Here is a 23996-nt window from a genome sequence, read left to right as displayed (position 1 = left end):
GGTTTTATTTTATCATAATTATAAAATACTACTACTTAAATTGTTAGGTGCTAAAAGTGATTCTATATCTCTTGATTTTAGGAAACATATCTAATGCTTTTGATTAAATAGTAGCGTTTCATAGTTTTAATTTAGCAATTTTTGCAGGAAATTCAACCTGTTAACACAAATTTTAAGAAATTTTATTCTTCTTTGTAAAATCATCAATATTAGTAGAAAATACAAAATGAATTATCAGGAAACTTTAGATTATATGTTTACTAAACTGCCTATGTATCAGCGTACAGGGCAGGCTGCTTATAAAGCCAATTTAGATACAACATTGGCTTTGGATGAGTATTTTAATCATCCTCATAAGAAGTTTAAATCGATTCATGTAGCAGGAACAAATGGAAAAGGATCAGTTTCTCATACTCTTGCGTCTGTTTTGCAATCAGCGGGTTATAAAGTTGGTCTGTACACTTCGCCCCATTTAAAAGATTTTAGAGAGAGAATAAAAGTTAATGGAGAACTTGTTTCTGAGGATTATGTAGTTGATTTTATTCGGAAGCATCAAAATAAATTTGAAGAATTATGTCCTTCTTTTTTTGAGATGACAGTTGCGATGGCTTTTGATTTTTTTGCTGATGAAAAGATTGATGTTGCTGTTGTGGAGGTAGGCTTAGGTGGAAGATTGGATTCAACTAATATTATTTCGCCTGAACTTTCGGTGATAACTAATATAAGTAAGGATCATACTAATTTGTTGGGCTCGGAGCTTGCACAAATAGCCACAGAAAAGGCTGGAATTATAAAGAAAAATGTTCCTGTTATTATTGGAGAGAAACAGGAAGAGGTGATTGATGTCTTTTTGAGAATTGCCTTAAACAACAAATCAGATCTGATATTTTCAGAAGACAGGTATATGAATCAGTCCTCTGAATTGATTGATAACAAAAGAAATCTTGTTTACCAGTCTCTTGAAAATAATTCAATAATCAATTTATCGTGTGATTTATTAGGTCTTTATCAGATTAAGAATATAAGAACGGCTTTATGCGTGTTTGATGAATTGAATAGCAAGGGGTGGGGTATTTCCGAAGAATCTATGAAACTTGGAGTTTCAGGAATAGTTAAAAATACAGGCTTGTTAGGACGCTGGCAGACAATTGGTAATGCTCCAAGAGTAGTGTGTGATACCGGACACAATGTTGCAGGAATTAAAGAAATAATAGAGCAAATTGAATCGATAGATTACGGAAAATTGCATATTGTTTTTGGTGTTGTAAATGATAAAGATCTTACTGATATTCTTGAATTAATGCCGAAGAATGCGAGCTATTATTTTAGTCGGGCAAATATTCCCAGAGCATTGGATCAGGAAGTTCTTGCTGCAAGGGCAAAAGTTTATGGATTGCTTGGAAATACATACTTATCTGTGAGGGATGCTTTAAAGGCGGCTATGACAAATGCTTATGAAAATGATTTGGTTTTTGTGGGTGGAAGTACTTTTGTTGTAGCAGAGGTTGTATAAACAAAACTAAGGTTTTTATTGCTGTGGTAATTTTTTCTGTTTATATTTGCAGTCGTTAAGGGCGATTAGCTCAGTTGGTTCAGAGCACTTGGTTTACACCCAAGGGGTCATAGGTTCGAATCCTATATCGCCCACATTTACAAGAAATTAATGTATTGTTTTTTGTAGTGTCCCCAGCGCCATTTATTTAAAATTAAATTTGTATAACAAAATAATCATTAGAGAAATTTTTCTTTAATGGAAACTTGGTTATTTTTGTTTTCATTTAAGGTGTAAGTAAGAAATTATGGTTCAAAGTTCTAAGAAAATTCAGGGAGTTCCTGAGCCGACTATTAGGCGCATGCCTTCATACTTAGCATTTGCAGAAGGCTTGTTAAGGAAAGGACAGCAGTTTGTTTCATCTACGCAGATAGCAAACTACATGAATATCGACCCTACCCAAGTCACAAAAGATTTATCCTATACAACTATTGTTGGAAAAACAAGAGTAGGTTACGAAGTTAAAGCGTTGGTAGATGTTTTGTCGGAGTTTCTTGGATTTACTATTATGGATAATGCTTTTCTTGTTGGAGCTGGATCTTTGGGGTCCGCATTATTGCATGATAGCGGATTGTCGCATTTTGGATTAAATATCGTTGCGGCTTTCGATGTTAATTCTTCGACTATTGGGAAAAAATTTAATGATATTGAAGTATTTCACATCGATCAATTTCGTGATTTATCACAGGAAATGAATGTGGTAATGGGAATTATTACTGTTCCAGCTGAAAATGCTCAAACAGTTGCCGATTTGATGGTAGCATGGGGTATTAAAGCGATTTGGAATTTTACGCCGGCAAGAATCAAGGTTCCGGAAGATATCATTGTTCAAAACACAACACTCTATTCTAATCTGGCAATTATTTTTAATAAATTGCATAACGATAGAAAAGAAGTTCTGTAAGATATAAGATCAATAATAAAATAAAAGACAGGGCTGTTGAAAAGTTTCAACAGCCCTGTCTTTTATTTTATTGATGTTTACAATTTAATCTTCCAGAATGCTAATGGCGTGATCTAAAATAGTTGTATCATCTAGTTCAACAATACCACCATAAGGGCCTTGTTCAACATGAATTCCTGTGCATTGGCCTTCATCAAAATTGGTTCCACCAAAATAATTTCTAACGGTTTCTACTTCTAATTGTAAATCTTCTGCAATCCTTTGCATACTACCTTCAGGTAAACTATCTTTAATTTCTCTTAACTTATTGAATGTGATTGTTTTAGTCATATGCTTTTAAGTTTTAATTAAAGGTTAGAAATTGATTTGCTCCTTAAATTTAACGAAAGTAATTGTTAATTTAAAATTATTAGGGTGTTAAATCATGTTAAAAAGTAAGAGTAAAACTGGTTTTTTCGTTTGGAATTGACTGTGCGGTAATGGTTCCTCCGTGCAGTCGCAATATCTGTTTTGACAGGCTTAATCCAATACCAGAGCCTTTAGGCTTTGTTGTGAAAAATGGAATAAATACTTTGTCAAGTACCTCTTTTATAATGCCTTGTCCGTTGTCGCTTATTTGAATTGATATTCTGCCTCTTTTGTTCATAAAGGCTTTCAGTTCAATTTTTGGATCGGTTGTGTGTTCGAGTGCATGAATAGAGTTTTTAATCAAATTGATTAAAACCTGTTCAAGCAGCTGTTCGTCGGCAGAAAGCTCCAGACTTTGAGGGTTGATACTAATCTCACATTTGATGCCTTTCCTCTTTATTTCCTCCTCCATCAGGCGATGAATGTTGTCAAACAGCTTCTCTATCTGAAAAATACCGAAATTTGGCTTTGGAATTTTTGTAAGATTCCGATAAGTATCTACAAAATGCAAAAGTCCGGAACTTCTTTTATGGATTGTTTCAAGAGCCAGTTTAACCTCGTTCAGCGTCTCCAGATCCTCATCTTGAAACTTATTGGTGTTGTTTTCCCCGAAATCATCAAGAATTGTTGTTAGCGTAGTAGATAGGGAAGAGATTGGCGTGATTGAATTCATAATCTCATGAGTCAGTACCCGAATTAGTTTTTGCCAGGATTCAATTTCCTGTTCTTCCAATTCGTATTGGATGTTTTTAATTGACACAAGTATTACTTGCCGGTTGTTAATTTTAAACTCGGTAGCGTAAATAGCAAGCTTTAGGATATCTTCGTTGTCAACAACTTTAACCAGTGTGTTTTCTCCATGCTTAAGGCTTAACAGGCAATTTACAAGCTCTTCACTAAAACCGCTTAAGTCTTGTATTCTTTTAAGGTTGCTTACCTGAAAAAGTTTCTTAGAGGCATTGTTAATCATTTCTACTTTTCCATCGCGGTGAAATGCAATTAAGCTAATTCCAATGTGTTGAATTACGGTTTGTAAATAGAAATAATGTTCTTCTTTTTCTGCTCTTATTTTCTGAAAATCAGTAATTACCGCATTGAAAGACTCCTGCAGCTTGTCGAATGAGCTTCCAAGGCCTTGAACCTGAAAATTTCGTGTGAAATCAGAATATCGTATGGATTCCAGAAAATTCTTTAGCAGGCGGTTGGTTTTTTCAACGTACTTAATAATTTCATATATTTGATAAATAATCGCAATAAAAGTAAGGCTTGCTGTGAAGTAGAGGCTCTTTTTTGCAATCAAGTAAAATAATAAGAATATCGTTGCTGAGAGCACGATGATTCTTATTATAAAATTAATCCGGAAGCTTTTATAAACCATATTTTTCTAGTCTTCGATAAAGAGATGTGCGCGTAAGACCTAATTCTCCAGCAGCTTTGGAAATATTTCCTTTATTTGTTTTCAATACTTTCTGTATGATGTTCTTTTCAACTTCTTCAAGGTTATAGGAATCAAATTCAACATCATCCTGACCATTTCTTTCAATACTTACTTGGAAATCGGCCGGGTCCAGATTTCGATCGTCTGCCATAATGATTGCCCGCTCCATTAAATGTTGAAGTTCTCTCACATTTCCAGGCCAACTGTAATCGTAAAGTTTGTTTAGGCATGCTTTTGATAGAGGGTTGATGCCTTTTTTATACTTTTTAGAATATATTTCAAGAAAATGATTTGCCAAAAGTGGGATGTCTTCGTATCGTTCTCTTAAAGCAGGAAGACTTATTTCAACAGTATTAATTCTGTACAGAAGATCCTGACGATATCTGTCTTCTGATGCCATTTGTTTTAGTGGCATATTGGTTGCACATATTAAACGGATATCGATAGGAATTGGCTTGTTTGATCCAACCCGAATCACTTCTCTTCGCTCTAAAACAGTTAATAGTTTTGCTTGCATCGGCAGGCTTAAATTCCCAATTTCATCTAGGAATAGTGTTCCGCCTGAAGCAATTTCGAATCGGCCGGGACGGTCGGCGCGGGCATCTGTAAATGCACCTTTCACATGTCCAAACAGTTCACTTTCGAATAAGTTTTCATTTATGGATCCAAGGTCAACGCTGATAAAAACTTCATCTTTTCTTGATGAGTTTCGGTGTAGTGCTCTTGCAACCAATTCTTTGCCTGTACCGTTTTCACCAAGAATCAAGACGTTGGCATCTGTTACCGCCACTTTTGTGATGGTTGAGAATACCTGCTGCATTTCAGGAGATGTACCAATAAAGTCATTAAATGGTTGGTCAAGAACTGCATTTAATTCTTTTTGTTTTGTCTTTAGTTCTTTTACTTCATCTTTCGATCTGCGTAGTTTTATTGCTGACGAGATGGTGGCAAGAAGTTTTTCGTTCTGCCATGGTTTTAATATGAAGTCTGTAGCGCCCGCTTTTATAGCTTTTACCGATTTTTCGATATCACCATATGCAGTAATAAATAGTACAACTGCCTGTGGGTCAATTTCAAGTATTTTATTTAGCCAATGATATCCTTCCTGACCGCTAATTGCGTCTTTTGTAAAATTCATGTCAAGCAACACAACATCGTAATGATCCTGTTTCATGAGTTTGGGAATCATTTCCGGATCAGACTCAGTGTGTATTAATTCTACGTGTTGTTTAAGCAGCAACTTTAAAGAAAACAGGATATCTTCGTTATCATCAATAGCTAATATTTTGCCGTTTTTTTGATTTGCCATAATTTGAATTAATTTGTCGTTTCAGGTTTTAGTATCTTAAATAGGAATCCAAGTTATCATTAAAATTTTAATATTAAAAGAAAAATGTTCGCATACGTACAGTTCTTGTATTGTTTTCGTTCACAGATGCGTGGAAATCAATATGTTTTGGTTTTTCAAGAAGTTGTTAATCAATGTTAAAAGTGTTTTGGCATGAAAGTGGCTATATTGCGGTTGTGTTTGAAAAAGGATTAAAAAAGTCAAATTATAATGGATAGAATTATTGAAAAGAAAGCCTGGTATTTACTAAGGAAAAATTGGTACTTAGCGGGAGCTGTTCTAGGCGTCGTTGTTTTGTATGCAGCATTTTTGGGAGAGTCAGGATCCCGATTACGTGTTGATGCAGAGAAAATTTCAATTGGAGATGTGAAGACTGATTATTTTCAGGAATACATTGCCCGAACGGGAACGGTCAATCCAATTACCACTGTTTATTTAGATGCTATTGAAGGAGGCCGGGTTGAAGAGATCCTGCTGGAAGAGGGAAGTATGGTTAAAAAGGGCGATGTGATTCTTCGTTTAAGCAATTCAGAGTTGAACTTACAAATATTAAATTCGGAAGCTGGCTTTACTGAGCAAGTAAATAGATTACGGGATACCCGTTTGAGTATGGAACAGGATCGTTTAAATGTAAGAAGAAGTTTGTTGGATATCGATTTAAATTTGGCAAAGAGTAAAAGGGCTTATCAGAGAAATAAAGTTTTCTTTGAGAAGGATTTAATTTCCCGGGAAGAATTCGACGAGTCAAATGATAATTACAATTACTATAAAAAAACCAGGGAGTTGCTTTTGGAGAGACAAAAAACCGATTCTCTTGCGCGAACAATTCAAATTCAACGATTGGATGCCAATTTGAAAAACATGGAAAACAATCTGGAAATGGTTCGTGCAAAACTCCAGAATCTAAATGTAAAAGCACCTGTTGATGGTCAGTTAGGATCTTTAAATGTTGAATTGGGAGAGTCAAAGTCAAGAGGGCAGCGTTTAGGACAGGTGAATGTATTGGATAATTATAAAATAAATGCGATGGTTGACGAACTCTACATTGCACGATTAAATAAAGGATTGAAGGCTAAATTTAGTTTTAGCGGCGTTGATTATAATTTAGTGGTTTATAAAGTTTATCCGGAAGTACGTAGTGGTCAGTTCGAAATTGATATGAAATTTGTTGGTGAACTTCCTCCTGGAATTAGAACCGGGCAAACATTTAGAACAAAAATTGAATTGGGAGAGCCCAGGGAGGCTGTGTTGATTCAAAGAGGAGGTTTTTTTCAAAGTACAGGAGGGCAGTGGATATTCGTTGTGGATCCCAGTGGTGAGTTTGCTACAAAACGTGCAATTAAATTGGGAAATCAAAATCCGATGTATTATGAGGTTCTTGAGGGCTTGAAACCGGGAGAGAGAGTTGTAACAAATAGCTATGAATCTTACGGGGATGTTGACAAATTGGTTTTAAAGTAAGTGGATGTTAAAAATTCTATTGAATACCGTTTTACGAAGTTTATATCGGCAAAAAGCCTATTCTTTAATGAATATTTTAGGATTGGCAACTGGTGTGACTTGTACGTTACTCATATTAATATGGGTAGAATATGAAACGGGATTTGATAAGTTTCACGAGGATATTGATCAGGTTTATAGTGTTTATGAGAATCAGAACTATGCAGACGGGGATGTGTTTTCGGTATATTCAACACCTGCGCCATTAGCCGAATCAATAAAAAGAACATTTCCGGAAATTAAGTATTCCACCAGAATGGTTACTACCTGGGGGCAATTGATTCTTTCTGCGGATGGGAAAAGTTTTGTTGAGGATGGCGGAAAAATTGTTGACGCAGATTTCTTTCAGATTTTTACTTTTCCTATCGTAGAAGGAGAAAAAGAGAATCCTTTTAAGGAGGAAAATTCAATTGTGCTTACAGAGAAGCTCGCTCAGAAATTGTTCGGTGAATTGGATCCGATTGGAAGAAAGATTGAAATAAATTCCAAATTTGATTATGTAGTTTCGGCTGTGATTCAAAATCCGCCGGCTAATTCATCAATAACTTTCGACTTTATTCTTCCTTTTCAATTTTTTGGGAAATTGTGGTCTTATGATTTAAATGATTGGGAGGCAAATACTTTTCACACTTTTATTAAAGTAGAAGAAGGAGTTGATTCGGATGATTTGGTGGCTCAGTTACAAACGTATATTAAAGATCGTATTAAGAATTCAAATGTAGATCTTGATCTTCAGGCTTTCGTGAAATATCATTTGTATGCCATTAACACGAATAAAGTGGGTTCAATTTGGTATGTGAGAGTATTCCTGCTGGTAGCTGTTTTGATACTTTTAATTGCCTGTTTTAATTATATGAATTTGGCAACAGCCAGATCAGAAAGAAGAGCAAAAGAAGTAGCTGTTAGAAAAGTAGTTGGAGCTCAGCGAAAAGGTTTAATCGGTTTATTTCTTGGCGAATCGATATTTTTCACATTAATATCCTTAGGAATAGCCGTTGTTTTGGTCGAATTACTACTCCCTGTTTTTTGCGATTTAACGGATAGAGATTTGTCATTGGGGATAAATAATATAAAATTTTTGTTTAGCGTTTCTGGTATTGTATTGCTTACTGGAATTGTGTCAGGAAGTTATCCGGCGTTGTTTCTGTCCTCTTTTCTGCCAATTCATGTAATTAAAGGTGTGTCAAGAAAAGATTCTGCTCTGCTCAGGAAGGTGTTGGTAGTCATTCAATTTAGCATGTCGATATCTCTGTTTATTTGTTCAGGGATTATTTATCAGCAACTGAAATTTTTAAGGGAATCGGATGTTGGCTACAATAAGAACGATTTGATTTATATTGAGATGGCAGATGATTTTAATTCGATTTATCCTAAGTTGAAGAATGAGTTGACTAAAATCCAGGGAGTTTACTGGGTAACTGCAGCAAACCAAATGCCGGTGAATTTTACAAATTCAACTTGGGATGTAGATTGGCCCGGAAAAATAAAAGATTCTGAAGATATCTTGTTTCAATTGTCTTTTGTGGATTATGATTTCATTGAAACATTTGAAATGGATGTGATTCAGGGAAGGGGATTTTCCAAATTGCATGGCGGGGATAGCTTGAAATTTATTATTAATGAATCGGCGGCAGAAAAGATGAATATGGTCCATATCATTGGAGAACCTTTGCAGATTTGGGATTATTCGGGCGAGGTGATAGGTATTGTTAAAGATTTTAATTTTAATAGTCTTCAGGTTGGAGTGGAACCCTTAATCATGATGCGAAACCCGGCAGCATTTAAATATATAGCTATTCGAATTGGAGAAGATGTGGAGCCAATTCTAAATAAAATAAGAACAGTTTGGGACTCAACAGTTCCGGATATTCCGTTTACTTATCGATTTTTGGAAGAGGACTTTAAGTATTTTTATACGGCTGAATCACGAATGAGTAAAATATTTATTTCATTTACAATAATAGCTTTTATTATTTCATGTTTGGGCTTGTTTGGGCTTGTTTCCTTTGTTACAGAACGGAAATCCCGTGAGATGGCACTAAGGAAGGTCTTTGGAGCTAATATGGATACTGTATTTCAATTGTTGTTGAAAGAATTTTTTAAATGGGTAATGCTTTCCAATTTCATTGCTTGGGTACTTTCATTTTTTGTGATGGAGTGGTGGTTAAAAGGGTTTGCCTATCGAATAGATATTGGAATTGGAATTTTTATCTTGTCAGGATTTGTATCTCTGTTGATAACCTTTCTTACAGTTTATCAGCAAATATGGAAATTGGCTTTAAAAACTCCGGTGCGAGTGCTAAAATATGAATAAGTGATTGTATAAATAGATATGGCTATGATTAATACTAAAAATTTAATTAAAGTTTTCAGAACCGACGAGGTGGAGACTACGGCATTAAATAATGTCAATCTGGAAATTAATAAAGGCGAATTTGTTGCGATAATGGGGCCATCGGGATGTGGCAAATCAACTTTGCTGAATATTATTGGCTTGCTTGACAATCCAAGTGAAGGAGAGCTTCATTTTAATGGCTATCAGGTAGAGAACTACACTGAAAGGCAAAGAACAAATTTGAGAAAAGAAAACATTGGTTTTGTTTTTCAAAGTTTTAATTTGATTGATGAATTGACTGTTTTTGAGAATGTTGAGTTGCCTCTTTTGTATATGAAAGTATCGGGAGCAGAGAGAAAAAGAAGAGTAAATGAGGCATTGGAAAGAATGAATATTGCCCATAGAGCTAAGCATTTTCCTCAGCAATTATCTGGAGGACAGCAGCAAAGGGTTGCAATTGCACGAGCAGTTATTTCCAATCCCAAATTGATTTTAGCGGATGAACCAACGGGTAATTTGGATTCTGCTAACGGAGAAGAGGTGATGAATCTTTTAACTCAGCTTAATGAGGAAGGAACTACAATAATTATGGTAACTCACTCGCCGTCAGATGCAGATAGAAGTCATCGTATTATTCAATTGTTTGACGGACATATTGTAACTGAGAATATGAGACAAAAGCTTTAGAACGAAAATATTATCGTTATTAATCAATTCTTAGGTTCATATTCTGAAAATTGAGCTGCATATTAATAAGGCAAGTATGTTTAAGAATTTCTTCATTACACTTTTCCGAAATTTTTCCAGAAATAAATTCTATACAACAATTAATGTTGTTGGTTTATCTGTAGGATTAATTTGTACAATTCTGATTTTACTGTTTGTTCAGGATGAATTATCATATGATAAGTACAATGTGAATCATGAACGGATCATTCGTTTGGGATCAGATTTTACTTTGAGTGGAAAGAGAGACCGTGTTGCGACATCGCCTTTGCCATTCGGGCCAACCTTTGCTGAGGAATTTCCTGAGGTGGAGCAGTTTGTTCGGTTTCAAGGTTCAGGAAGACAGCAGTTTAAATATGATGATAAAGAGTTTTATGAAGAGCATATCGCCTTTGTTGATTCTTCAGTATTTACTATTTTTAGCTTTCCCCTGCTTAAAGGAGATCCCAAAAAAGCTCTTACTCAGCCATACTCAATAGTACTAAATGAAACTTTGGCTAAGAAGTATTTTAGCAACGAGGATCCAATAGGAAAGATATTGCTTGTTGGTGAAAATGCAGCCTATACTGTTAGTGGAGTAATGAAAGACCTCCCTTCCAACAGCCACTTTAAATATAATGCTTTCTATTCCATGAAAACATTGGAAAGCATAAGGGGAGCGGAGCAATTTAACAGTCAGCAACCAATTTCATTTTGGTCTTTTAATAATTATACTTTTTTGTTGTTAAAAGAAAATTCACGGGCTGATGCTATTCTCGAAAAGTTTCCGGCTTACTATGAGAAATACATGAAGGAGCTTGGAGATCAACTGGGGGTTTCCTACAAATTAATAATTCAGCATCTTGGGGATATTCATTTAAGATCACAATTGCAATGGGATGCTCCAACCGGCAATATAAAATACATTTATATTCTAACAGCAATTGCCATTTTTATTTTGTCCATTGCCAGTATTAATTACATGAACATGGCAACAGCACGGTCTTCCAAACGAGCAAAAGAGGTTGGTATTCGTAAAGTAGTTGGTGCACAAAGAGATAATATCATTCGTCAGTTTATGATGGAGAGTATATCTTTAACAGTTTTTGCTCTTATTATAGCCTTAATATGCGTTGAATTATTGTTGCCTCTGTTTAATCAATTGGTAAATAAGAATCTCACATTGAGTATTTTGGATACTCCGGAGGTGATTTTGTTTAATGTAATTCTTGCCGTCCTCTTAGGTCTTTTCTCGGGGAGTTATCCTGCTCTTTACTTGTCTTCAATTCAGCCGGTTTTTATTCTAAAAGGAAGAAATGGCAGAGGTGGAGCAAATGGTTTTTTGCGAAAATTGCTTGTGATTTCACAGTTTACAGTTTCAGCCATGATGATTAGCGGAACTATCATTGTTGCATCTCAATTCCTGTACATGAATAGTATGGATGTGGGATTTAATAAAAAAGATATTGTAGTCTCGGTTATTCGCGATTCTGTGTTGCGGACAAGAATAGATGCGTTAAAAATGCAACTGAAGAAAAACCCTAATATAAAGGCTGTTGCAACTTCGAGTTCATTAATTGGTTTTGGCGGATCGAAAACGGTGCATTTGTACGAGAGTGATGAAGGGATGCAGCAGTATGCATTAAATTTCAATGTTATCGATTTCGATTATATCGATTTAATGGAAATGAATATTCTGAAAGGAAGAAATTTTAATCGGGAGATTCCATCAGATACAATCAATGCATTTATCGTTAATGAGTCGGCCGCAATTAAATTTAACTGGGGCGAAAATGCCTTAGGGAAAAAGCTTCAGTTGGGAGTTGAAATTGATGGTGTTGATGAAGGAGGAGAAGTTCAATTGGGAGAGGTGATTGGTGTAATTCGGGATTTTAATTATCAGCCTCTTAAAGATTTAATTGAGCCGATGAACCTCATTGTTTCGGAAAATCCTGATTACCGAAGGAATTTGCACGTGAAAATTAATTCTGAAAATAGAAAAGAAACGCTACTATATATTCAGAAAGTATGGAATGAGTTCTGTCCCAATATGTCATTTGGTTATTCCTTTTTAGATGATAGAATGAAAGAAAATTATGAACCGGAAGAAAGACTGACATGGATTTTTTCAATATTTTCTTTGATAAGCATTTTAATTGCATCCATGGGGCTTTTTGGATTGTCCTCTTTTATGGCCGAGCAACGAACCAAAGAGCTGGGTGTTCGGAAAGTATTGGGTGCATCGGTAGCGAAGTTGGTGTATTTGCTGACTCGTGAATTTATCAGGTTAATTGTAATTGCGAATATCATAGCTGTTCCAATATCTTATTGGGCTTTAAGTGCTTGGTTGAGCGATTTTCCTTATCACATTTCAATAGGCATTTGGATATTTGTTGTCACCCTAATTGTTTCTTTAGTGATTGGGCTGTTTACTGTAGCATGGCAGTCTTACCGGGCAGCAAGTTCCGACCCAATTAAGGCAATTAAATATGAATAAACTCAATATGGTATAAATCTTCTAAATCTTTTACTCATGAGAGAAATATGTGTTCCGATACCACTTGGTGATGATAATGAAGTTGCAGAAGTGGAAGTTAAACTTGCGAATAAGAAAATATCTGTGTTTTTTAGATTGGAATCATTTTCTTGGGATGTATCCAAAGAAATTGCAGATAAATCAGATGATATAACAGAGAAATTACTCAAGATCTATAATTTAAAAAAGCTCATCGCCGACTATGATTCAGATTGGGAATTAATACAGATTTTTACTCCTTCAGAGTCATCAAAGAACATTCAGGTGCTGTTTCGTAAAAAATAGCTGAAGATATATTTATTTCTTGTGTAACTTTTGTTGTGTCTATTCGTCATACGAGCGGAAAGAACAATAAATTTAAATCAGGAAGTATGGATCGTCTAGCAAAAAATCTCATATTCTTTTTTCTTCTAATTCAACTGTTTTTTGGCTCATTCTCTGTTTTGGGTCAAACATATCCATGTTATTTATACGGTAGTATCACTACAATTGATGGTGATGTGTATAAGGGTGCCATTCGTTGGGATGATGAAGAGGTGTTTTTAACAGATGTGTTTAATGCTGACAAAGAAGAAAATCCGTACCTGAAATACCTTCCGGAATCCAAAATTAAAAATAATGAAGAGAGATACAGTAGAAATAGAACATGGGATCGCTTCGAAGTCACAATTAATGATGAGAGGAGAAATTTAACCAGTGTTTACGATCGAAAATTTCAATGTCGGTTTGGCGATATAAAATCAATATCTGTAACTGGAAGCGAATCGGTAAGTTTAGAACTTAAAAATGGAAAGTATATTAACTTAAGTGGCGGTTCAAATGATGTGGGAACAAAAGTTTGGATCATTGATCAGGAATTAGGCTTGTTGAAAATTGATTGGGATCGTATTGATATAGTCAATTTTGAAACAACACCTACTGATCATATGGAGACTTTTGGAGACCCAATTTATGGAAAGATTACAACAACGAAAGGAGAGTTTACAGGTTTTATTCAATGGGATCACGATGAGCGTCTTTTGGGAGATAAATTGGATGGAAGAAGCCGTGATGGAGACGTATCCATCTCTTTTGATAAAATAAAAAAAATTGAAAAAACAGAAAATGGAAGTCTCATTACTTTGCATTCCGAACGACAGTTCGAATTGACCGGTGAGAATGATGTTAATAAATACAATAGAGGAATTATTGTTAGTATTCCTAATGTTGGAAGAGTAGATTTTCCCTGGAGTCACTTTCTTTCTTTGGAGATTCTTCCTCTTTCCAAAAATACAGATTGTTTATCTGAATTTAGGGCATCGCAAAGGTTGTTTGGTACATTAGTTACAAAGGAAGGTAAATCGTATAAAGGAGTAATTGTTTACGATTTAGATGAGGCAATGGATTCGGAAATTTTAAATGGTTTAAATGATAAATTGGAATTTGCTATCCCTTTTAGAAATATTGGCAGTATTAAACCAATGGCATACAACTATTGTCTTGTTGAACTAAAAAATGGGATGAAGCTGTATCTTGGCGACCAAACCGATGTTTCCAATAAAAATGCGGGAGTAATTATTTTTGTAAATGAAGATGAATACCAAAACTTTAAATGGGAAGATATCGAACGTATCGATTTTATGTGAAAATTGTCATATTTAGAATAGATGTCCCATCTTGATTTTTTCAAAATGGGATATTTTTTTGTAATTAACTGATATTCATACTGACTTAAAGAAAAGCGTGCAGATTCTAAGAATCCATTGTGAGTGTATTGGGATGCTGTAATTTGGGTTAAATCAACATATAACACTGATATTGAATATTATACTTTAAGAGCTTATATGACTATACACTTCAAGTGCAAACTTAAAACTCCGACAAAATCTCATTACAAAAAAAACGAACAGACCATTGATGTCTTTAAAAAACTACCTGATTGGTTACATTCAAATAGAATTAATCTTGATAAAGATAAGCATGAGTCAGTTAATTTATATTATCAAGATGAAAGCAGATTTGGTTTAATGACACTTATAGGGAAATGTTTAACAATAAAAGGAATAAAGCCAGTTGTGAGATATCAACTTGCTTTTAAGAATACTTACCTATATGTAAGCTTCTCTCCTATGAATGGCGATTCTTTTGTCTATGAAATTTAAGGCGTTTCCAGCGATATCTTCTACAAATATTTAGAACGATTCTCTCAATATAAACCAACAGAACTAAAGATAGTGGTAATTGACAGTGCTGGCTTTCATTCCTTTAAGCATTGCACAACACCAGAGAATATTAGATTAATACGAATCCCTCCATACATGCAAGAGTTAAATCCTTCTGAGAAAATATGGCAATACATAAAGCAATATTATAAAAATAAAGTATTCGCAACATTAGATGCTGTGAAACAATGGCGGCACAAATTCACTGAAAATAAGCTGAAAAAGAAACTTGTTAAATCAATTACTCAAAATGCTTTTTTCTAAATTGCTTTAATGAATGTTTTGATTTTTAATTGGTGTAATTTCAAGATAATGCTTAAAGAAAATAGAATTATTTTCAATTTTTCTTGATTGCAATATAAAAAGAAAACCGCTCAAACCTTTTGGTTTGAGCGGTTTTGATGAAGTTTGAGGTTCTTCTGGTGGAGCTGCAGGGAATCGAAACTTAGTCTTAATGTATTGATAGTTAGTGTGTATTGCTTTTCAGGTGACCGAGTAGGTGCCTGCTTTTAATTTTTTACCATTCAATCTTAATATTACCCATTTTCGTCTTAATGCCTGCTTTTCTATCTACTGTAAAAAAGATTTATGAAAAATTAATTTTATTACCCTCCAAGTTTCAGAATTCATCTTTTTATCTCTTGAAATTTCTTTGAATAAATGAAGTGATTAAACTAATTACTCATTTGCCAAAATCTAGTGCAAATATTTGGTTTCGTTGATTGTTTCCAGATTATGTTTTAATACTCTTTTATTTGTTATTTTTTTTTCTGCAGGTAATAGTTTGAGATATATTATTGTTTCGTATGTATTTCGATTGTTATTTATATATTAATGTTTACTTGTTTTTGATGTACAACCTGTTACATTAGATCAATTGTCAAAATCAATATGTCAATAAGTATTTCGGTATTAAATGAATATGTGTATTATAGTTTCTTTTTATTTCAGTATTTAGACTGAGTATATATATGATTAATATCGTTAATTAAAGGGTTACCTTTTTCTAAAAACAGGAATATATATACAAGGTAAAGGATTGTTTAATTTTGCATTTTTTTTGATAAATCTATTTTTTAGAAATGTGAATGTAATGATAAATTAATGTATGCTCACATAAATTTTTCTTGATATTATAAATGAAAATATAATTCTCATTTATGTTTTGTAATAAAATAATATGAAACGTCCATGATAAGGATATTTTGACATGCAGGAGGATGATTATTCCACCAAGGTAAGTTCTCCCAAAAAAAGTTCGGGACAGGCTGTGTAGAAAACAAAAAACAAATTATAATAATATAAAATGAATAAAAAAGTTAATGGAACAGCGGTGTTCCTGTTTATAATGTTGCTCTCAGTAAATTATATCAGGGCACAGTATGTAGAGGCGACAAGTATTAATTTAAATAGTCGATCTCAGTATGGCGGAGATTATCCTACTGACAATTCGAATTACCAAAACGTTCTATCTATTGGAGGAATAGGTGCAGAAACAGGATTGAAAATTTATAAGCAGGATGCTGGAGCACAGGCTTCATTTGCAGGAAGTCAAAATTATCAAGATGCATATGTGTTTGAAATGACTGACAGTAATGATAATACTGTTGATGGATCGGTTGTTTACGGAGCTACAGGCAAGGATGATGTGTTTAAACATTTATTCGTGATTCAAGGAAATGGGAATGTGGGAATTGGAATGAAATTTCCAACAGCAAAACTTTCAGTTAATGGAAAAATAAATGCGAAAGAGGTACAAGTAACAGCGACTGGTTGGCCAGATTATGTATTTGAACCTAATTATTCACTATTGTCTTTGCATGAATTAGAAACTTTTATCAATGAGAATCAACATTTACCGGAGATTCCCTCGGCAAAGGAAGTGGGAGAAAAGGGTATTTCTCTGGCTGAAATGGATGCGAAACTTCTCAAAAAGATAGAGGAGTTAAGCTTGTATGTAATAGAATTAAATAGGACTATTGAAAGTCAAAATAATAGAATTAAAGAACTTGAAATTAGAAAGTAATGAAAAGGATACTTGTCATCTTATTTATTTGTGATGCTATCACAACATTTGGACAAACACAAATTGAGAGCAGTCCAATATATTACAAGGGAAGTTATGTAGGTGTTGGAACGCCAAATCCTCTGGTTCCTCTTCATAGTGTTGGGTATTTTAATATGATTCAGTTGCGAATGGAGCGTACAGGAAGTTTCGAAGGTTTTTGTGACCTGGGAGGTTCTAATGGTGATTTTAGAGTATGGTCAGGAGGATATGCAAAGAGTCACAAGTTTATAGTGAGTGGTATTGATGGCAATGTTGGAATTGGCACCTTAACTCCAAGATCGAGACTTGATATAGGTAAATCTGTTGGAGCAAACAATGGGCTAAGAGTTGGTGATTATATAGAGTTGAACGAAAGGGAAACAGTTAATAATGCCGGGATTATAAGCTTTAACGCCGTTATTGATGACGGGGATGTGAGCAAATTTAAACCGGTTTGGTCTGGTTCAAGTACTGCTTCTGGAATGGTACTGACAATGGAATCTGGAGGTTGTAGCAATCTTGACTTTTACGGCAATACGTGGGGGATTGATGCAACGGCGTGCAGTCTTTCAGAGTTTACGCACGTTATGAGATTAAATGTGAATGGTTCCGTGGGTATAGGAACACAAAATACCAATGGATATAAACTGGCTGTCAATGGCAAAATTCGCGCAAAAGAAATAAAAGTAGAAGCCAATTGGGCCGATTTTGTCTTTGAAGAAGATTACAAGCTTCGAAGCCTAAATGATCTGGATGTTTTTATAAAAGAGAGCAAACACCTTCCTGAAATCCCAACACAAGATGAAGTGAAAAAAGATGGTGTCTCTCTTGGAGAAATGAATGCGAAACTATTGCAGAAGATAGAAGAGCTAACCCTTTACGTGATAGAACAACAAAAGCAGATTCAGGAATTGCAATACAAAGTGAACCAAATTGAAAACTCAAAAAACTAAGAAAATGAAAAAAATACGAACCTGTATTATTGTCACCTTTCTATTTATTTCAAGCACATTATATACTGTACAAGCTCAAACCAACTCAATTCCGGAAAGTGGGAGGCTTGGGATTGGAACTACGTCTCCTGTAGCACCTTTTGATGTAAGAACATTAGAAGCAAAGGGCACGCCAGTTGCGATTTTTAATAATACGTTTGCTGATTACAGCAGAGAAGTAGAGGATAACAGACCCTTTGTAATTAAAAGAACTACAGGTTTTGAAGAGGCAATTTACACATTCGTACAAGATGCAGAAGCCATACAAGAATACCGCAATGACGAAGGATCTAATAGATTGGTTTTTCGTATGGTGAATACCGATACAGAATCTGGTGGCGGAGCAAATGCCAATAGGAATGAAGTAATGATTTTACATGGCAATGGCACAGGAGGGGGAGTTAGTATAGGATCGAGTAATCTTCCTGTGGGGTATCGGTTATCAGTTGATGGGAAAATATTGGCTGAAGAAATTCAAATAAAATTATCTCAATCCTGGCCTGATTACGTGTTTTCTGAAGATTATCAACTTATGCCATTATCAGAATTGGGACTCTACATTCTTCATAATAGACATTTACCAGATGTTCCAGCGCAAGCAGAAGTCAGAAAACAAGGGCTTTCAGTAGGAGAAATGAATGCTAAGCTACTTCAAAAGGTTGAAGAGTTAACCCTTTATCTTCTGGAACAAAACCAACAAATGGAATTTCAATCGAATCGAATTGATGCTTTAACTCAGCAAGTACAGGCATTGCAAAAATCAAAGAATTAAAATACATGAAAAAATTTATCCTTATTCTCATTTTATTTATGGGCTTCTATGCAAATACTGAAGCTCAGTACACCCAAACAAGTGTATCCGACTTGAATTTTACCGAAACAGCTATTTTCAGCACGGGTTGGCAACCTGTAAACCGTCCGGGATTTAATTATGGTTCGGGTTTTACATTTAATTTTATGGATACCCGATATTCTGGGCAAATTTTTATGCCTTGTGCCGGATTAGAGTCAGAGTTATATCTGCGTGGCAATTATCTATCTACTTGGGGTGAGTGGAATCGAATTTGGCATTCCGGTAATATAGATGAACTTAAAGTGACGGATTTAAACTTGTCAAATTATTGGCAATCAGTAAATAATGGATTGAGTTTTATTGGAAATGTTGGGATAGGAACATCTAATCCTGAAGCAAAACTACAAGTCAGTAATGCAGTTCTTTATCATGGAGATTTAGTTAGCGCAAGATTAGGTAATGCCTATAATCATTGGACTTATTTCGGAGATGGTAATTCAGGACGAATTAGGGGAAGTGGTGAAGGATATCTTGTTCTGGAGAGTAATATAAATGGTTCCGGGAATAAGGTGATTGCATTACATGGTGCAAGCGATATTTACTTTTCAACTTATAATGAAGGGAATTGGAAACAAAGATTTTTTGTGAAGAATAATGGAAATGTTGGAATAGGAACTATTTCACCTAAATCTAAACTTGACGTAGCAGGCACCATCCGCGCTGCCGAAATAAAAGTTGAAGCTCAAACTGCAGACTTTGTTTTCGAAGAAGATTATCAATTAAGATCTCTTGTAGAAATAGAGCAGTTTGTGCAAACCAATAAACACTTACCGGATATTCCATCTGCAAAAGAAATGAAAGAGGATGGAGTTGGTTTGGCTGAGATGAATAAGCTGTTGCTTCAGAAGGTAGAAGAGTTGACGCTATATTCTATTGAACAGCAAAAAACGATAAAAGAATTAGATGAAAGTCTTCAGTCAGAGACCAATTCCCGCGAAGTGATTGAAGACCGTTTAGCCAAATTGGAAACTATATTGTTAGGTAAATAATTGTCAGTAAATCTATCCCAATCTATTAGCTGATTGAAATGTATTGAGTAAGAATTCTTCAGCAGGGAACAGGTGTATTATTGGAAATAAACTATTAATTGAATTATGAAAAGACTAAGCATACTAATTTTTATAAGCCTCACCAGTTTATCTGTTTGGGCACAAACTCAAATTGGAGGATCAGAAAGTCCAGTTTATATTAATAATGGGAAAGTAGGAGTGGGAACAAATTCGCCAACAGAAAGTCTGGATGTAAAAGGGAATCTTCGAATTCAAGGTAGTGGTGATAATGGTATTGGTGGTTATCTAAGACTTTATAGTGACGGGATTATTGGAGAACAAGCTAATTGGATAATGTATAATATGAGTTCAAACGGAGTGGATTATGCTGGAGGAGGATTGCAATTTTGGAACTATCCGGCAGATGATTCCAATGGATGTTGTAATCAAAGAGTGATATTTTATAACAATGGGAACGTATTTATAGCTAAGAATCTTGGTATGGGGACAAGTAAACCAATTTCTAAATTAGATGTTAATGGTAGTTTCGTATTAAGAAATAGGTTGCAAGTTGGAAATGCAAACACTGTTTGGTTAACAGATGCTGTTTCGGGTTATCAGGATGGAATGCATTCCAGCGATGCCGCATTGCTGGTTCCAGTTCATCAAAATTCAGCTTCTGATTTACGATTATATATTACCGATGACTTTAATGACTCATTTTCAATATGGGGAAATACTTGTCGAGGAGGTGATTGTGCAGATATAAATGCAGCCTCTCAGATTGCCAGGTTTGAAGGAGGGGGGAATGTGATGTTTTGCGGAAATGTAGGCATAGGAAAGAATAATCCAGATTCCGGTATAAAACTTGATGTTGCAGGCACCATCCGCGCCACCGAATTAAAAATTGAAGCTCAAACTGCCGATTTCGTATTCGAAGACAATTATCAATTAAGATCCCTTGTAGAAATAGAGCAGTTTGTGCAAACCAACAAACACTTACCGGATATTCCATCTGCAAAAGAAATGAAAGAGGATGGAGTTGGTTTGGCTGAGATGAATAAGCTGTTGCTTCAAAAAATAGAAGAATTAACGCTTTATGTGATACAACTCAAAAATGAGAATGAAAGTCAAAATTCTGAAAATAAGGAGTTGATAAAAAGGGTTTTAAGTCTTGAAAAACGAATCGGTAAAACCACAAATTAAAAAAGAACAGCAATGAAAAAAATAGTGCTAGGAATATGCTTAATCCTTTATGCATTTACAGGGTATTCCATTGAAAAAGGATTGGGGGCAACGGGAGCAACCGGACGCTGGGTAAAAATAGCTCGGATACAAAACCGCGAACCAATAGATGGTGCTGAGTATTCTCAATTTTCGGGAACATTAAATATTCAAACAGATTTTGGTCGGACAGGGTCAGAACAGTATTATGCTATTTTTTCGTTTGGCAGTCGCGGAGGAATTCGTCCATTGCTTTTTGAAATGGGGGATGCCGCCAGAAGAAGCACAATTAATACAAACAGAATAGAATGGAGAATTTACAAAGCTCCCGATGGTTATCACTATTTGTGGATGTGGCAAAGCAATTATTGCAGGTACGCAGTATTCAATTATCAGGCAACCGGAAGTCTGGAGTCCTGGACTTATGAAAATCCTCCTGTTGACTACCAATTGGTTTGGGATAGCAAGACAGGAGATCGTCAATCATTTACTGCACCTATTAAAGATCCTGTAATCGAAGGAAAAATGGGAATCGGAATTTCAAATCCAAAACATGAATTGGAAGTGAATGGAACCATCCGAGCAAAAGAAATAAAAGTCGATACAGACTGGGCCGATTTTGTTTTCGAAGACGAATACCAATTGAGGAGCCTGAATGATCTCGATACATTTATACAGGAAAACAAACACTTACCCGAAATTCCAACTGGAAAAGAGGTGAAACAAGAAGGGATTTCGGTTGGTGAAATGAATGCCAAATTGTTGCAAAAGATTGAAGAGCTCACATTATATGTGCTGGAAACTCATAAAAGAGTGGAAGGTATTGAGGGAGAATTGACTCGTGTGAGAAATGAAAATATAGAATTAAGAGAAAAACTAGATAATCTACAATAATAAAATTATGAATAAATTATATCAGCAGTTAACAGTAGTTTTTTTCCTTGTAGGAATAAATTCTGGATTTGCTCAGGTAACAAATCTTTCTCCAGAGGATTTTAAAGCTGTAAATATTGGATATAACACACTGGGAGACTACACAAAAAGCGTTATTCTTTTGCATGAAGTTTACGATGGAGTAAAAATTGGTAAAAACTTTGCAATTGGTGAGGTTTGCGCAATTCGAGGGAGTCAAGTAAGTAATAATCGAACAAATCTTGCATTTGTAAATACTTCTTCTGGCTATACTCATATTGAAGGAGGACTTACAAGTTTTAATTCTGATGGTGTCTGGAAATTGAAATTGGTAATGTATCAAGGGAAAAAATACCTGGCATTAGATGTGCCATACAGACCTGACTATCATAGTAGTGGGTTTAGGTTTAAGGGTTGGACGAAATCTACCGGAGAAAATATGAAGTGGATAGCTTATGAGAATCGGGGCATTCCGGTAAATCAGGATGTATTATTAATTGTAGGGGATTATTCACCCAATGTTACAGAATATCACGATTATGCCTGTTCAGTTTTTTACGGACATGTTGGAATAGGAACACAATCTCCTAATAGCTATATGTTAGCGGTAAATGGCACCATCCGAGCTAAAGAAATAAAAGTAGAAGCCAATTGGGCCGATTTTGTATTCAAAGGGGATTATAGTTTAAGAAATCTAACTGAGGTAGAAGAATTCATTATTGAAAATGGACACCTGCCCGATATTCCCACAGAAAAAGAGGTGAAAGCCGAAGGAATATCATTGGGTGAAATGAATTCCAAACTACTCCAGAAAATTGAAGAGTTAACCCTATACGCCATTCAACTCAAGAAGGATAACCAAACTTTGGTTGAGAAGCAAAATCAACAAGAAGAAGTGTTGGTATTGCAAAAGGAAGAAATTAAGACCCAAAAAGTCAAATTAGTTGCTTTGGAAGATCTGGATTTACGGTTACAAGCAATAGAGAAATTCATGAATCAGAAATAAAATCTAAACTTAACATGTATGAAAACCCTATTTAAATGGACCAAGGGACTCCCGCTTTGTTTATTCTTGCTTAGCGCACTCACGACCCGCTCGCAAACAATTACGACCAACAGAAATGTAGTCGGTATGGAACACAATCTTTTATTTAGTGCTGATACGCGATACCAAGTTACGCAAACCGGCAGTGGAACAATAGATCTTAGGAGAATGTTTGATGGAGTTTTTACTCCTTCTTATTCTGGTACTGCACCAACGGAGCAGAATCCAACAGTTATTTTAATTGAAGGTTTACCAGCTTACCATACCCAAGCAGGAGCTTGGGTGGGGTGGTCTACAAGATGGTGGCCTGCTAATAAATTTAAAATTGAGGCATATAATGTTCATAGTGGAGCAAATATTTGGGTGACTGTAGCGGATTATTCTCAAACTATTTATTCTGGATCCGATTTTAATGTGAGAATGCCTTCAGGGACTTTTTCCAAATTGAGATTCACGTTTATGTCTGCAACAGGTACCGATGGTAGGATAGGAATCTCTGAATTGTTTTTTCTACATCCCGAAGCTACAACACCTTATTACGGGTTAAAAAACGGATGGGAATCAAGTGGCGACAATGCTTTTAGAAGATCAGGTAATGTGGGTATTGGAACTACTTCTCCTACGGCCAAGTTGGAGGTGAATGGAACAATTCGTGCCACCGAAATAAAAGTAGAAGCCCAAACCGCCGATTTTGTTTTCGAGGAAGATTACGAGTTGAAATCATTAGAAGAAGTAGAGCAGTTTGTGCAAACCAACAAACACTTACCGGATATTCCATCTGCAAAAGAGATGAAAGAGAATGGAGTTGGTTTGGCTGAGATGAATAAGCTGTTGTTGCAAAAAGTTGAGGAATTAACCTTATACATTTTGCAGCAAGGAAAGAGAATAAATTATTTAGAAAAATCGAATCAATATACCAATAAACAATGAGAAACTACTTGCGACTACAAAACGTTTCATATGTTAAATATAGAGATAATCAAATTTAAATTAAGTCCGACAGACTA

At 35.2% G+C, this 23996-nt stretch carries 20 protein-coding genes and 1 tRNA gene; 18 read left to right on the top strand and 3 right to left on the bottom strand.

What is annotated here, in order from left to right; genetic code table 11:
- The first annotated feature begins 226 nt into the window (after positions 1 to 226).
- From ACY0M5_RS19385 to ACY0M5_RS19375, 3 genes are all read left to right on the top strand, one after another.
- Positions 227 to 1513 carry a bifunctional folylpolyglutamate synthase/dihydrofolate synthase gene (locus ACY0M5_RS19385; protein WP_461630299.1) on the top strand — a complete coding sequence of 429 codons (1287 nt, stop codon included), beginning with the start codon at positions 227 to 229 and terminating at the stop codon, positions 1511 to 1513.
- A 59-nt stretch (positions 1514 to 1572) separates the two neighbouring features.
- Positions 1573 to 1647, top strand: a tRNA-Val gene (locus ACY0M5_RS19380).
- Between the two features lie 152 nt (positions 1648 to 1799).
- On the top strand, positions 1800 to 2456 hold the full coding sequence (locus tag ACY0M5_RS19375) for a redox-sensing transcriptional repressor Rex (RefSeq protein ID WP_101308842.1): 657 nt from the start codon (positions 1800 to 1802) through the stop codon (positions 2454 to 2456).
- 84 nt (positions 2457 to 2540) lie between these two features.
- On the opposite strand, the gene ACY0M5_RS19370 is transcribed toward ACY0M5_RS19375, so the two are convergent.
- The 3 genes from ACY0M5_RS19370 to ACY0M5_RS19360 form a co-directional block, all read right to left on the bottom strand.
- Positions 2541 to 2786, bottom strand: coding sequence for a DNA-binding protein (locus ACY0M5_RS19370; protein WP_101308841.1), 246 nt, complete (start codon positions 2784 to 2786; stop codon positions 2541 to 2543).
- Between the two features lie 97 nt (positions 2787 to 2883).
- A complete protein-coding gene (locus ACY0M5_RS19365; RefSeq protein WP_306597680.1) occupies positions 2884 to 4197 on the bottom strand; it encodes a sensor histidine kinase in 1314 nt (437 codons plus the stop codon).
- A 34-nt stretch (positions 4198 to 4231) separates the two neighbouring features.
- Positions 4232 to 5611: a sigma-54-dependent transcriptional regulator gene (locus ACY0M5_RS19360; protein WP_101308839.1), complete on the bottom strand. Its 1380-nt coding sequence runs from the start codon at positions 5609 to 5611 to the stop codon at positions 4232 to 4234.
- Positions 5612 to 5860: 249 nt separating this feature from the next.
- Between ACY0M5_RS19360 and ACY0M5_RS19355 the strand changes: the two genes are divergently transcribed.
- The 15 genes from ACY0M5_RS19355 (at position 5861) to ACY0M5_RS19285 (ending at position 23919) form a co-directional block, all read left to right on the top strand.
- Positions 5861 to 7111 (top strand): efflux RND transporter periplasmic adaptor subunit, encoded by a 1251-nt coding sequence (locus tag ACY0M5_RS19355; protein ID WP_461630298.1) that lies wholly within the window; start codon positions 5861 to 5863, stop codon positions 7109 to 7111.
- Positions 7112 to 7115: 4 nt separating this feature from the next.
- Complete coding sequence (locus tag ACY0M5_RS19350) at positions 7116 to 9464, top strand: ABC transporter permease (protein WP_461630297.1); 2349 nt, start codon at positions 7116 to 7118, stop codon at positions 9462 to 9464.
- 24 nt (positions 9465 to 9488) lie between these two features.
- Entirely contained in the window at positions 9489 to 10172 is a 684-nt protein-coding gene (locus ACY0M5_RS19345) for an ABC transporter ATP-binding protein (RefSeq protein WP_101308872.1), read from the top strand.
- 76 nt (positions 10173 to 10248) lie between these two features.
- Positions 10249 to 12687 (top strand): ABC transporter permease, encoded by a 2439-nt coding sequence (locus tag ACY0M5_RS19340; protein WP_461630296.1) that lies wholly within the window; start codon positions 10249 to 10251, stop codon positions 12685 to 12687.
- A 36-nt stretch (positions 12688 to 12723) separates the two neighbouring features.
- Entirely contained in the window at positions 12724 to 13011 is a 288-nt protein-coding gene (locus tag ACY0M5_RS19335) for a hypothetical protein (protein ID WP_156194281.1), read from the top strand.
- Positions 13012 to 13097: 86 nt separating this feature from the next.
- Positions 13098 to 14351 (top strand): hypothetical protein, encoded by a 1254-nt coding sequence (locus ACY0M5_RS19330; RefSeq protein WP_461630295.1) that lies wholly within the window; start codon positions 13098 to 13100, stop codon positions 14349 to 14351.
- Positions 14352 to 14882: 531 nt separating this feature from the next.
- Positions 14883 to 15191 (top strand): transposase, encoded by a 309-nt coding sequence (locus tag ACY0M5_RS19325; RefSeq protein WP_461631697.1) that lies wholly within the window; start codon positions 14883 to 14885, stop codon positions 15189 to 15191.
- A 1042-nt stretch (positions 15192 to 16233) separates the two neighbouring features.
- The gene (locus ACY0M5_RS19320; RefSeq protein WP_461630294.1) at positions 16234 to 16953 is read left to right on the top strand and encodes a hypothetical protein; all 720 of its coding nucleotides are present in this window, start codon (positions 16234 to 16236) and stop codon (positions 16951 to 16953) included.
- The gene (locus tag ACY0M5_RS19315) at positions 16953 to 17927 is read left to right on the top strand and encodes a hypothetical protein (protein WP_461630293.1); all 975 of its coding nucleotides are present in this window, start codon (positions 16953 to 16955) and stop codon (positions 17925 to 17927) included. The genes ACY0M5_RS19320 and ACY0M5_RS19315 overlap by 1 nt, the downstream gene beginning before the upstream one ends.
- Before the next feature lie 4 nt (positions 17928 to 17931).
- Positions 17932 to 18738 (top strand): hypothetical protein, encoded by an 807-nt coding sequence (locus ACY0M5_RS19310; protein ID WP_461630292.1) that lies wholly within the window; start codon positions 17932 to 17934, stop codon positions 18736 to 18738.
- A gap of 5 nt (positions 18739 to 18743) precedes the next feature.
- Complete coding sequence (locus tag ACY0M5_RS19305; RefSeq protein ID WP_461630291.1) at positions 18744 to 19808, top strand: hypothetical protein; 1065 nt, start codon at positions 18744 to 18746, stop codon at positions 19806 to 19808.
- Positions 19809 to 19913: 105 nt separating this feature from the next.
- Positions 19914 to 21014 carry a hypothetical protein gene (locus tag ACY0M5_RS19300; RefSeq protein WP_461630290.1) on the top strand — a complete coding sequence of 367 codons (1101 nt, stop codon included), beginning with the start codon at positions 19914 to 19916 and terminating at the stop codon, positions 21012 to 21014.
- Positions 21015 to 21026: 12 nt separating this feature from the next.
- On the top strand, positions 21027 to 21926 hold the full coding sequence (locus ACY0M5_RS19295) for a hypothetical protein (RefSeq protein ID WP_461630289.1): 900 nt from the start codon (positions 21027 to 21029) through the stop codon (positions 21924 to 21926).
- Positions 21927 to 21933: 7 nt separating this feature from the next.
- Positions 21934 to 22950: a hypothetical protein gene (locus ACY0M5_RS19290; RefSeq protein ID WP_461630288.1), complete on the top strand. Its 1017-nt coding sequence runs from the start codon at positions 21934 to 21936 to the stop codon at positions 22948 to 22950.
- An 18-nt stretch (positions 22951 to 22968) separates the two neighbouring features.
- Positions 22969 to 23919: a hypothetical protein gene (locus ACY0M5_RS19285; protein ID WP_461630287.1), complete on the top strand. Its 951-nt coding sequence runs from the start codon at positions 22969 to 22971 to the stop codon at positions 23917 to 23919.
- Positions 23920 to 23996: the final 77 nt, after the last annotated feature.

The sequence above is a fragment of the Labilibaculum euxinicum genome, from assembly GCF_963678175.1.
Lineage (GTDB): Bacteria > Bacteroidota > Bacteroidia > Bacteroidales > Marinifilaceae > Labilibaculum > Labilibaculum euxinus.
Note: the sequence above shows the minus strand (reverse complement) of the source record. Positions and strands in the feature narration are given on the sequence as shown.

Excerpts from the sequence above, each read along its gene's own strand:
- ACY0M5_RS19385 (WP_461630299.1), top strand. The coding sequence starts at position 227 with ATGAATTATCAGGAAACTTTAGATTATATGTTTACTAAACTGCCTATG.
- ACY0M5_RS19375 (WP_101308842.1), top strand. The coding sequence starts at position 1,800 with ATGGTTCAAAGTTCTAAGAAAATTCAGGGAGTTCCTGAGCCGACTATT.
- ACY0M5_RS19370 (WP_101308841.1), bottom strand. The coding sequence starts at position 2,786 with ATGACTAAAACAATCACATTCAATAAGTTAAGAGAAATTAAAGATAGT.
- ACY0M5_RS19360 (WP_101308839.1), bottom strand. The coding sequence starts at position 5,611 with ATGGCAAATCAAAAAAACGGCAAAATATTAGCTATTGATGATAACGAA.
- ACY0M5_RS19355 (WP_461630298.1), top strand. The coding sequence starts at position 5,861 with ATGGATAGAATTATTGAAAAGAAAGCCTGGTATTTACTAAGGAAAAAT.
- ACY0M5_RS19350 (WP_461630297.1), top strand. The coding sequence starts at position 7,116 with ATGTTAAAAATTCTATTGAATACCGTTTTACGAAGTTTATATCGGCAA.
- ACY0M5_RS19345 (WP_101308872.1), top strand. The coding sequence starts at position 9,489 with ATGATTAATACTAAAAATTTAATTAAAGTTTTCAGAACCGACGAGGTG.
- ACY0M5_RS19340 (WP_461630296.1), top strand. The coding sequence starts at position 10,249 with ATGTTTAAGAATTTCTTCATTACACTTTTCCGAAATTTTTCCAGAAAT.
- ACY0M5_RS19335 (WP_156194281.1), top strand. The coding sequence starts at position 12,724 with ATGAGAGAAATATGTGTTCCGATACCACTTGGTGATGATAATGAAGTT.
- ACY0M5_RS19330 (WP_461630295.1), top strand. The coding sequence starts at position 13,098 with ATGGATCGTCTAGCAAAAAATCTCATATTCTTTTTTCTTCTAATTCAA.
- ACY0M5_RS19320 (WP_461630294.1), top strand. The coding sequence starts at position 16,234 with ATGAATAAAAAAGTTAATGGAACAGCGGTGTTCCTGTTTATAATGTTG.
- ACY0M5_RS19315 (WP_461630293.1), top strand. The coding sequence starts at position 16,953 with ATGAAAAGGATACTTGTCATCTTATTTATTTGTGATGCTATCACAACA.
- ACY0M5_RS19310 (WP_461630292.1), top strand. The coding sequence starts at position 17,932 with ATGAAAAAAATACGAACCTGTATTATTGTCACCTTTCTATTTATTTCA.
- ACY0M5_RS19305 (WP_461630291.1), top strand. The coding sequence starts at position 18,744 with ATGAAAAAATTTATCCTTATTCTCATTTTATTTATGGGCTTCTATGCA.
- ACY0M5_RS19300 (WP_461630290.1), top strand. The coding sequence starts at position 19,914 with ATGAAAAGACTAAGCATACTAATTTTTATAAGCCTCACCAGTTTATCT.
- ACY0M5_RS19295 (WP_461630289.1), top strand. The coding sequence starts at position 21,027 with ATGAAAAAAATAGTGCTAGGAATATGCTTAATCCTTTATGCATTTACA.
- ACY0M5_RS19290 (WP_461630288.1), top strand. The coding sequence starts at position 21,934 with ATGAATAAATTATATCAGCAGTTAACAGTAGTTTTTTTCCTTGTAGGA.
- ACY0M5_RS19285 (WP_461630287.1), top strand. The coding sequence starts at position 22,969 with ATGAAAACCCTATTTAAATGGACCAAGGGACTCCCGCTTTGTTTATTC.